Origin of the sequence: Vibrio sp. 10N.247.311.51 (assembly GCF_041467855.1) — a bacterium.
GTDB classification, from domain to species: Bacteria; Pseudomonadota; Gammaproteobacteria; order Enterobacterales; family Vibrionaceae; genus Vibrio; species Vibrio coralliirubri.
Window position 1 is genome coordinate 36796 of the sequence record NZ_JBFSVK010000020.1, and the last position, 11427, is coordinate 48222.

At 46.4% G+C, this 11427-nt stretch carries 8 protein-coding genes; 7 read left to right on the forward strand and 1 reads right to left on the reverse strand.

Annotated elements, in window-relative coordinates; genetic code table 11:
* Window positions 1-67 precede the first annotated feature (67 nt).
* The 7 genes from mreC to tldD all read left to right on the forward strand — a co-directional run bounded on the left by mreC (window position 68) and on the right by tldD (window position 9813).
* Entirely contained in the window at window positions 68-955 is an 888-nt protein-coding gene (gene mreC / locus AB6E85_RS17180; protein WP_004735927.1) for a rod shape-determining protein MreC, read from the forward strand.
* On the forward strand, window positions 945-1433 hold the full coding sequence (mreD, locus tag AB6E85_RS17185) for a rod shape-determining protein MreD (protein WP_017061361.1): 489 nt from the start codon (window positions 945-947) through the stop codon (window positions 1431-1433). Before mreC ends, mreD begins: the two co-directional genes overlap by 11 nt.
* Window positions 1434-1440: 7 nt before the next feature.
* On the forward strand, window positions 1441-2064 hold the full coding sequence (locus tag AB6E85_RS17190; protein ID WP_048614844.1) for a nucleoside triphosphate pyrophosphatase: 624 nt from the start codon (window positions 1441-1443) through the stop codon (window positions 2062-2064).
* Between the two features lie 20 nt (window positions 2065-2084).
* On the forward strand, window positions 2085-3554 hold the full coding sequence (rng, locus tag AB6E85_RS17195) for a ribonuclease G (protein ID WP_050634998.1): 1470 nt from the start codon (window positions 2085-2087) through the stop codon (window positions 3552-3554).
* Window positions 3555-3564: 10 nt separating this feature from the next.
* A complete protein-coding gene (locus tag AB6E85_RS17200) occupies window positions 3565-7440 on the forward strand; it encodes a YhdP family protein (protein ID WP_372143340.1) in 3876 nt (1291 codons plus the stop codon).
* Between the two features lie 95 nt (window positions 7441-7535).
* Window positions 7536-8348 carry a carbon-nitrogen hydrolase family protein gene (locus AB6E85_RS17205; RefSeq protein ID WP_372143341.1) on the forward strand — a complete coding sequence of 271 codons (813 nt, stop codon included), beginning with the start codon at window positions 7536-7538 and terminating at the stop codon, window positions 8346-8348.
* Between the two features lie 19 nt (window positions 8349-8367).
* Entirely contained in the window at window positions 8368-9813 is a 1446-nt protein-coding gene (gene tldD / locus AB6E85_RS17210; RefSeq protein ID WP_372143342.1) for a metalloprotease TldD, read from the forward strand.
* Between the two features lie 108 nt (window positions 9814-9921).
* On the opposite strand, the gene AB6E85_RS17215 is transcribed toward tldD, so the two are convergent.
* Entirely contained in the window at window positions 9922-11301 is a 1380-nt protein-coding gene (locus AB6E85_RS17215; RefSeq protein ID WP_372143344.1) for a PhoH family protein, read from the reverse strand.
* Window positions 11302-11427 lie beyond the last annotated feature (126 nt).

Here is an 11427-nt window from a genome sequence, read left to right on the forward strand (position 1 = left end):
TAGTTTTATGTAAAGAGCCTAGGACCTTGTCTATAGGATCAAATGTAGCTCTAGGACCAAATATAGAATGAAGCCAATTTTTGGTAGAGGTCCCTCTCTACAATTGCGCCTGTTTTTTGCTGTAATTTTATCAGCCAGCCTTATGCTGGCTGATAGTCGTTTAGATGCTTTCTCAAATGTTCGCTATCTATTAAACAGCATGGTTGCGCCTATTCAATATGCAGCCAACTTGCCTCGCACTATGTTCGATGGTGTTTACGACCGTTTTAGCACTCGCAAAGGGTTAATTGAATCCAACCATAATATTAAACGAGAAGTCTTGCGTCTGAAGAGCGAGCTGATTCTGCTTGAGCAATATCAAGAAGAAAACAAGCGCCTTCGTAAGCTGTTAGGCTCGCCGTTTATCCGTGATGAGAAGAAAGTCGTCACAGAAGTTATGGCGGTAGATACTTCACCATATCGTCATCAAGTCGTGATCGACAAAGGTCAGATTGATGGGGTGTATGAAGGTCAACCGGTGATCAACGAAAAAGGCATTGTCGGCCAAGTCACTTTCGTTGCTGCTCATAATAGTCGTGTGTTACTACTCACTGATGCAAACAATGCGATCCCTGTGCAGGTTATTCGTAATGACATCCGTGTGATTGCTTCGGGCAATGGCATGATTGATGAGATCCAACTAGAGCACATTCCAACCAGTACCGATATACAAGAAGAAGATCTGTTGGTGACATCGGGTCTTGGTGGTGTATATCCAGAAGGTTATCCAGTCGCCTATGTTACTGCCGTTGATTACGACCCGAAACGTGAATTCGCTGTGATTAAAGCAGAGCCTGTGGTTGAGTTCGATAAGCTCAGATACCTGCTGCTTGTATGGCCTGATGAAAACAAACAGATGCAAGCGGATCAATCGAGCATAGAACAAGCATTGTTAGAGGGCGAAGATGGCCAATAGCGTTTTGAGAAGCAAGGTAGTAATTTTCTGCTCATTTTTAATAGCACTGATTCTGCAGACGATCCCTTGGCCTGGTAGCTTAGATTTATTTAGACCATCTTGGTTACTGCTGGTTACGTGTTACTGGGTTTTGGCTCTACCACATCGTGTTAATGTGGGTAGTGCTTTGATTCTAGGCTTATTGTGGGATCTTTTGATCGGCTCTACTTTAGGCATTCGAGGCATGATGATGGCAATAGTGATGTACATTATTGCGATGAACTTCCTCGTCATTCGTAACATGGCGCTATGGCAGCAAGCGATGATCATTGCCGCGTTAACGGTCTTGTTTGAGGTGTTGATCTTCTTTGGTGAATATTTGATCCAAGATGTTGTTTTCAATCCGTTATCGTTATGGAGCGCATTGATAAACTGTATACTTTGGCCTTGGATGTTTTTATTAATGAGACGCGTGCGTCGTCATTGGCATGTGAGGTAGCGTGACGATGGAAAAGAAACATTTAGTTTTGGCATCCGGTTCTCCGCGCCGCAAAGAATTACTATCTCAACTCGGTTATGAGTTTTCTGTCCTCGTAACCGATGTTGAAGAGTGTAAACACGCTCAAGAGACCGCCGAAGAATATGTTAAGCGACTATCTTTAGATAAAGCTTTAGCTGCGTTGTCTTTATTGAAAGATAACCCTTCTGAAAGGCAGCATGTCGTTCTTAGTTCTGATACTGTAGATCATGGCTCTGATATAGTCGTTCTTGGTTCTGACACAGTCGTCGTAAGCCAAGGGCAAGTGCTTGAGAAGCCGACTGATTTTGCTGACTCTAAGCGCATGCTTACTCAGTTAGCGAATGAACGTCACCAAGTGATGACGGCGGTTTCTGTGGTTTCAGAAGAAAAACAAAGAACAGAAATCATTATTACCGACGTATGGTTTAAACCCCTCAGTGAAAAAGAAATAGAACAATACTGGCAAACAGGGGAGCCATGCGATAAAGCCGGTAGCTATGGGATCCAAGGTTTGGGCGGACGCTTTGTCACCCGAATCGAAGGTAGTTATTACGCCGTTGTCGGCTTACCTTTATTTGAAACGGACCAGCTACTGCAAGAATTCTTATAATTACTAATCTGAGGTGCACCATGAGTGCTGAATTGTTGCTGAACGTGACCCCGAGTGAAACTCGTGTGGCCATGATTGAAGGGGGGGCTCTTCAAGAGATCCATGTCGAACGAGATGCTCGACGCGGTATCGTAGGAAATATCTATAAAGGACGTGTAAGCCGTGTTCTTCCGGGAATGCAGGCGGCTTTTGTGGATATAGGCCTTGAGAAAGCAGCTTTTTTACACGCCTCTGATATTGTCCCACACACTGAATGTGTCGCTGAAAACGAAAAGAAGCAATTTCAGGTTCGTGATATTTCGGAGCTTGTTCGTCAAGGGCAAGACATTGTGGTGCAAGTGGTCAAAGACCCTCTAGGCACTAAAGGTGCCCGCTTAACCACTGATATCACTCTGCCGTCTCGCTATTTGGTATTTATGCCGGGCGCAAGTCATGTTGGTGTATCTCAACGTATCGACAGCGAGTCTGAACGTAACCGTCTTAAAAAAGTCGTGTCTCGTTACTGTGACGAACACGGTGGCTTCATCATCCGCACAGCTGCAGAAGGTGCAGACTCAAATGAGTTGGCACAAGATGCCGCATTCTTGAAGCGATTATGGCTAAAAGTATTAGAGCGTCGTGGTAAGCACAAGGCGCGTACTCGTTTGTATGGTGAGCTTTGCTTAAGCCAGCGTATCTTGCGTGACTTCGTCGGTACTGAACTGAGCAAGATTCAGGTCGATTCTCGCCTAGAATATGAAAACCTAAAAGAGTTTACCTCTGAATATGTGCCTGAGCTGACAGACAAGCTTGAGCTGTATGAAGGTGATAAGCCTATCTTTGATATGTACGATACCGAGAACGAAATTCAGCGTTCATTGGATCGTAAAGTCGAATTAAAGTCTGGTGGATATCTGATTATCGACCAAACTGAAGCGATGACCACGGTTGATATCAACACTGGCGCGTTTGTTGGTCGTCGTAATCTAGAAGAGACGATTTTCAACACCAATGTAGAAGCGACTCAAGCGATTGCTCGTCAGCTGCGTCTACGTAACTTAGGTGGCATCATCATTATCGACTTTATTGATATGTTGTCTGAGGAACATCGTAAGCGAGTACTAACTTCTTTAGAGGCTGCGCTCGACAAAGACCGTGTGAAAACCAATATTAATGGCTTCACGCAGCTTGGTTTGGTTGAGATGACTCGTAAACGTACTCGTGAAAGTATTGAGCATATCCTGTGTTCGAGCTGTCCTGCTTGTGAAGGCCGCGGCAGTGTGAAGACAGTTGAAACCGTTTGTTATGAAATTCTTCGAGAGATCACGCGAGTGAATCGTGCGTATGACGCCGATAAATTTGTGGTCTATGCGGCAGCAGCCGTGGCCGAGGCGTTAGAGGGCGAGGAATCTCATGCGCTGGCGGAGCTTGAAGTCTTTATTGGTAAGCAAGTTAAAATCCAGGCTGAGCCTCTGTACATACAAGAGCAGTTTGATGTTGTTATGATGTAATGGAAATTTTGTGAGCTCAAGCGTTACTCTGATTCTACGTGCATGTTTATGGTTAGTGGTTACTCTCTTAGTAACGCTAGCCATTGCCGTTACTACACTGCGTGTAGCCTTGCCCAATTTAAACAAGTATCAATCTGAAATTGAGCTTTGGGTAAACCAACACTCCGGTTTTGATTTTTCGATTCAAGACGTGGGCGGTTTTTGGCGTAACACTCACCCCTCTATTGCTCTGCAAGGCGTTAAAGCCAGCCTTCCCAATGCGGAAGATGTGAGCTTTTCTGTCGAGCGTGTTGAAGTCGAGTTTGACTTGATTCAATCGGTCGTACAGATGCGCCCGGTTGTGGCCGACTTGGTCATGAATCAAATGTATCTTGATATCCGCTCAATTGATCTGTTTGCTGGGCAAAATGGCAAAGATGAGCCTAAAGATTCTGGCTCTTCCCAGCGAGCGATGCAAGAGCTCGATAATTTACTGCTAAAAACACTAGTCGATGTAACTGCAAAAGATTCTTCTATTCTTTATCACTCTGTTTCGGGTGAAGAACGTCAGCTCGATATAGAAACCTTAAAATGGCAAAACTCAGACAAACATCACCTTGCTGAAGGTGTGGTGAGTATCAAAGATGCCAATCTAAACTCTCTGTCAGTGAGTGCTAACTTTATTGATGGTGGGTCACTGACTGATGTGACTGGTGAGTTTTATGTCAGTGCCGACAGCATCTCGGTTAAGCCATGGCTTACGCATTATATGCAGGCGGAATCCGGCATAGAAACGGGCACTGTGAGCTTGAATAGCTGGCTTACGCTACGCAATAGCAAACCGGTAAGCGCTTATGTAGAGGTTTTACCATCAGAACTGACGTGGAACGAAGATGGCGAGCATGACCTCATGCTTGAGTCCGGTGTCTTTAAGTTGTCTCCGACGGATGATGGTTGGCAAGTAAATGGTCACTCACTAAACCTTAGAACGGATGACACACCTTGGCCGGAACTCGACGTAGCGTTCAAGTGGAATCAAGGTCCATGGCAACTCAACGTTTCCGAGTTGGATATTGCGACCATTACTCCGCTGATTAAGCTGCTGCCTGACTCTGAACAATCAACCAAAATGATCAACGTATTGGCGCCGGGCGGCTCTGTTTCTGATATCCGTGTTTCCATGGGTTCGGAAATTGACAGTTTACGTTATTCAGCCAGCTTTTCTGATCTTGCTATCGAGCAGTGGGAATTAGTCCCAGGCTTTAGCCAAGTGTCCGGCAGTGTGTTTGGTTCGGCTTCGGAAGCGAAAGCTAGCCTGCATGTTATTGACGATGTGTTTCCTTATGGTGACGTCTTCCAAGCGCCTTTGAATATCAAACAAGGTCAGGTTGATATTGTTTGGCAGCAAGATGAAAACGGCTGGAAGCTTTGGTCGGACAAAATCACAGCGGCAACGCCAGATTTACAAGTACTAGGCGCATTCCGCTTAGATTTCCCAAAGGATGCGAGCCCGTTTTTATCCTTCTACGGCGAAGCGGACGCTTACAATGTCGGTGAAACATGGCGCTACTTACCAACGCTGGCTCTTGGGCAAGACCTAACAGACTACCTTTCAACTGCGATTCAAGCAGGTAAAGCGGATACTGTAAAACTGTTGTGGCATGGTGATTTGTCTCAATACCCATACACTAACCACGATGGTATTTTCCAAGTTTGGGTGGGTTTAGAAGATGCGAAATTCAGCTTTGATACCGCATGGCCATTGATTACTGACCTTCAGCTTGATCTGTTGTTTGAAAATGATGCGATGCATCTGGATTCTCGCTCAGCTCAACTGATGGATGTGACAGCCGACCGAATCACTGGACGCATTCCTTATTTAGGGGAAGGCGGCCATATTGAGATTGAAGCTAAAGCGACGGCGTCAGGCAATGCAGTGCGCGATTACATGACGTCTTCGCCACTGGTGGGTTCAGTAGGCGCAGCGTTAACCGCACTTCAAGTGAGTGGTGATGTCTCTTCTGAGTTCCAGCTGAATATTCCGTTTGATTCTGAAAAAGAAGCAAGAGCGTGGGGTTATGCAGACTTAAGTGGTAACCATGTTGAGATTGAAGCGCCACCAATGGTGCTTGAGAACACCACGGGTCGAATTGAATTTGATAATGACGTAGTGACGGCAAATGGCCTCGCTGCGGATCTGCTTAACCAAGGTATCTCGCTTGATTTTAAGGGCCTTAATGATGGTCCTGGCTATGCAGTTGATATTGATGTGTTAGGTGATTGGGACGTTAAGCCTCTAGAACCTTACATCGGTGAGCAATGGTTAAGCCGCTTGTCAGGTCATGCGCAATGGCAAAGCCAGATTGATATCCAGCTTAATGATATCGGCTTTACCTACCAACTAGACTTACAGTCAGACCTAAAATACTTGGCGAGTGATTACCCGTACCCTTTGGAGAAAAAATCACTAGAAAGTGGCTCTGCAAGGCTACAGGCATCGGGTAACCAAGAGACGATTACCGCGCGCCTGCAATTGCCAAACACCAAGTACCAAGCTGAGATTGATATCACAGGCGACGTGCCTGAGTTAACGGCGACCAACTTAGTGCTAGGTCGCGGTGGCTATAAAATTAGCCCGGTGGTGGGCCATCACGCACTGATTCGTACTGACAAATTCAATGCCGATGATTGGTTATCGGTTGTGATGGAACCAGTAAAGCCTTCAACGGCTGTGCTTAGCCAAATGAACACGCCAACCATACCTGCGCCAAGCCGTATTACCTTTGAGAGTAAAGAGCTGATCTTGGGGGGTATCTCTTGGAATGACGTCGATTTTAGTGCTCGCAAGAACAAACAAGCGTGGCAAATGGAAGTGTCTAGCCAAGAGCTAGAAGGTGATATTAACTACCTGCCACCTTACGATTTGACGGTTTCACTGGATCGTCTGCATCTGTTTGTTCCTGAGTGGAGTGATAAGAACAACCAAGATCAGCAACTGCTGCAACGCAAAGAACAAGCTGCGCCATTGATCTCCAAATTGGATAGAAAGATCCACGATGCGATGCCAAACCTGACCCTGACGCTGAACGACTTTTGGCTGCAAGGCTACAAGGTTGGTAAGGTCGATGTTGAAATGACTCGGAACGAAGACCGTATCGAGTGGAACAAAATCCAGGTTCGAAGCGGCGGCAACAAAGCGGATGTGAGTGGCTGGTGGGAACTGCAAGGTGACAAGAGTCATTCATCGTTAACCGTTGATGTTGAAGGTGAAAACAACAGCGAGCTCATGGAGCGCTTCGGTATTACTTCCGGGATTCAAAAAGCGCCATTCGCGTTGGAAGGTCAACTAAATTGGGATGGTTCGCCTTGGGGGATCAAAATGGATACCCTTGATGGCAACGTTAAAACCAAGTTTGGTAAAGGCATTATCTCGGATGTGAGCGGCGCTGCTCGATTGCTTGGTCTGTTTAGCCTAGATTCGATCATCCGTAAGATGCAGCTCGATTTCTCGGACGTGTTTGATAAAGGTATGGCCTTCAACAGCATTACCGGAACGGGCGAGATTCAAAATGGTATCTTCCTGACCAATGATCTGAATATGGATGCGGTCGCCGGTGAGATGAAAATCAAAGGTATCGCTAACCTCAACACGCGTCAGGTTGATGCTGAGGTGAACTTTACCCCAGATATTACCTCGGGTATTCCCGTATTAACGGCCTTTGCGGTAACCCCTCAAACGGCGCTGTACGTATTGGCGGTGACCACGGTTATTTCGCCAGTGGTTGAAGTCTTTACCCAAGTTAATTACTCGGTGAAAGGGCCATTGGATTCACCAACGGTGAGCGAGCTTTCTCGTAGCTCCGGTGAGTTCCAGCTGCCAGAGAAGCTGAGAAAATTAGCCGAATAGGCCTTAAATTAGCCGAAAAGACCTTAGTATCCTAATCAGCGAATATACGGTGAAATGCTGATTTCTGAATCATAATGAATGGAGGAGCGATACACATGGATTGTGTTGGGTTGATTCAAATGACATCTGGCCCTAGCCCTGAATTGAACTTTGAGTACCTTGCTCAAGAGGTAGCAAAGTGCAAAGAGTTAGGGGCTAAGTGGGTTGTGTGCCCTGAAAACGCGTTAGTCTTTGGCAGTAAAGCCGACTATCACCAGTATGCTGAGCCTTTAAATGATGGCCCACTGCAAAAGAAAATCTCTGAGCTAGCAAAGCTTCATAGAATTTGGATCGTTATTGGTAGCATGCCGATAAGCACAACTAACGGCGTGACGACCACAACCTTGGTGATTGATGATTTTGGTTGCCTCGTTGCTCATTACGACAAGCTACACATGTTTGATGTGGATGTCGCTGATGCACATAAGTGCTACCGAGAGTCGGATATTTTCACTCCGGGCAACCAAGTTGTGACAGCGGAAACGCCTTTTGGTCGCTTAGGTTTGAGTATTTGTTATGATGTGCGCTTTCCACACTTGTATTCAGAGTTACGTAAGCAAGGGGCACAAATCATTGTGGTGCCTGCAGCGTTTACAGCGGTAACAGGTCAAGCGCACTGGGAAGCACTATTAAGATGCCGCGCGATTGAAACACAGTCGTGGATTGTCGCGGTAGGTCAAGGCGGAAAACACCCTTGCCAAAGAGAAACATGGGGACACTCAATGGTGGTTGATCCATGGGGACGAGTGGTCGCACAGTTAGACCAAGATCCTAAAAGTATGGTGGTTGAGATAGACACATCCAGTTGCGAGTCCATTAGGCAAAATATGCCCATCGCGCAACACTCTCGATTTACCAATCAATTTTAATTACAAACAAGAGCCATCTATGAGCATTAATCAAATTGAAGAAGCGCTACTGAACCCGACAGGGCTTACGGAGCAAAATATCGCAGATACATTGGCGAGCATTGCTACCCGCCAAATTGATTATGCTGATATCTACTTTCAGTCAAGCTGGCACGAATCTTTAGTGCTAGAAGACAGCATTATTAAAGACGGCTCTTTCAATATCGATTGCGGTGTTGGCGTTCGTGCAGTATCTGGTGAAAAAACCGGTTTTGCTTACTCTGACCAAATCCAACTGGATGGTCTTAAGCAGAGCGCAATTGCGGCTCGTGGTATTGCTAAACAAGGTCAAAACGGCAAGGTTCAAGCGTTCAAACGCAACTCTAACCAAGCTTACTATGATGCAGTTAACCCGCTAGCGAGCTGGGAAAAACAGCAGAAAACAGAATTACTAAAATCATTAGATGCTTACATTCGCACTAAAGAACCGATGGTGACTGAAGTATCGGTGAGCCTAAGTGGTGTGCATGAGCAGATGCTGGTTGCTGCGACTGATGGCACTTACGCTGGTGATATTCGTCCGCTGGTTCGCTTGTCTATTAGCGTGCTTGCACAGAAGGGTGATCGTCGTGAGCGTGGTAGCGCTGGTGGTGGTGGCCGTTTTGGTTACGACTTCTTCTTAAGTGATGACAAAGGAACTCAAGTTGCTTACCAATTTGCGGATGAAGCGATTCGCCAAGCATTAGTTAACCTTGAAGCAGTTGCTGCACCTGCTGGTGCAATGCCTGTGGTTCTTGGTTCTGGTTGGCCGGGCGTTCTGCTGCATGAAGCGGTAGGCCACGGTTTAGAAGGCGACTTCAACCGTAAAGAGTCGTCAGTATTCTCTGGCAAAGTTGGTGAGCAAGTAACTTCAAGCCTATGTACGATTGTCGATGACGGTACATTAACTGATCTACGTGGTTCATTGAACGTTGATGACGAAGGTGTTAACGGTCAGTACAACACGCTAATCGAAAACGGCATCCTAAAAGGTTACATGCAAGATAAGCTGAACGCTCGTCTAATGGGTGTAGCACCAACAGGTAATGGTCGTCGTGAGTCTTACGCGCATCTTCCAATGCCACGTATGACGAATACATACATGCTACCGGGCGAACACACGCCGGAAGAGATCATCGTAACGGTTGAGAAAGGTATCTACGCACCGAACTTCGGTGGCGGTCAGGTCGATATCACATCAGGTAAGTTTGTATTCTCAGCGTCTGAAGCGTACATGATTGAAAACGGTAAGATCACTCACCCAGTGAAAGGCGCGACGCTAATCGGTTCTGGCATCGAAGCAATGCAGCAAGTGTCCATGGTGGGTAACGACCTAAGCATCGACCGTGGTGTGGGTGTGTGTGGTAAGGCTGGTCAAAGTGTGCCAGTGGGTGTTGGTCAACCAACATTGAAGCTAGACTCGCTAACCGTTGGTGGTACTGAGTAATTCAGACTAACCTCTGCCGACTTACTTCAAAATATTAAATTGAAAAGCGCCTCCAATGTGAGGCGCTTTTTGTTTTTAGATTATTGATTCAGTGAGCGTATAGAGTCACTACATGTTCTCTTCCGCAAACTCAGCCAGTCGGCTACGCACCACACCATTGAGGTGGATGTTGGCACTGCCTTCGAAGTTTTTAAAACGCTCAACCATGTAGGTTAAGCCTGAAGTCACAGGGGTTAGGTAGGAAGAATCTATCTGCGCGAGGTTTCCTGAGCAGACGATCTTAGTACCTTCACCACAACGGGTGATGATGGTTTTGATTTGTGAAGCGGTGAGGTTCTGACACTCATCCAAAAGCACAAATGCATTCTGAATCGAGCGGCCACGCATGAAGTTGATGGATTTGAACTGGATATTGGCTTTGTCACAGATGTACTTCATCGAGCCTTCTGTGCAGTGGTCATTCTTGTGCAGCGCTTCCAGTGTATCGGTCACTGCGGCTAACCAAGGCAACATCTTCTCTTCCTCTGTACCTGGAAGGAAACCTATCGACTCACCAATATCAGGGGTGTTTCGGGTTACGATGATCTTATCGAACTGTTTGCGTTCAATGGTTTGTTCAAGTGCAGCAGCCATGGCTAACAGCGTCTTACCACTACCTGCGGCGCCAGTGAGAATCACAAGATCGATATCAGGGTCGAGCAGCGCATCAATCGCCATGCCTTGATAAACGTTCTTTGGTGTGATGTCCCATGCCCTGCGATTCATCAGCCTTTCGCGGCTGAGGTCTCTCAGGGTTATGCGTTCCGGCTCAATCTCCTCCACTCGAGCGGCAAAATCACTCTCTTCATCAATCACATATTGGTTGAGGAAGGTTGGCTCGAACGGCGCTCTTGCTAAGGTGTGCAGCGTCTTTCCGCCTAGGCTTCTGCTCTCGACATTATCGATACCATCCCAAAATGAGCCTTCCAGTTGTTGGAAGCCTTTGGTGAGGTATTGGATATCATCAATCAGTTGGTCGGTTTGATAATCTTCAACAAAACGGACACCAGCGCCTTTTGCTCGCAAACGCATATTGATGTCTTTGGTGATGAGAACCACTTCGCGTGGTGCGCGTTTATTTTGAAGATAAAGGACAGCGTTGAGGATTCGGTTATCGCCCGCCTTGTCATCGGCAAAGGCTTTGATGCTTTCTTGAAGTTCGTAGTCAGCGAGTATTGAAATACTGCCAGATGCGTTTATGTCTTTAGAAAAAGGTATGCCTTCCGATATTTGATCTGGTGTGGCTTCCCTGAACAGGTCTTCGAGCGTTCGAATCGCAATTCTCGCGTCTCGAGCAACGTCTCTTTTACTGTCTTTGATTCTGTCGAGTTCTTCTAGCACTGTCATGGGGATAACGACATCGTGCTCTTGGAAAGAAAATATAGCGAAGGGTTCGTGAAGTAGAATATTGGTGTCTAAAACAAATAGCTTCCGGTTGGTCTCGCCCATAGCATCTCCTTGCCGACATGCGGCTTGCCTTGCATTCATTGAACGTAGATAAAGCTCATATAAAGATTAGTATCTGATTCTGGTGATAGTCAACTACTCACCTAAACTTCATCTAGAGGAACAGCG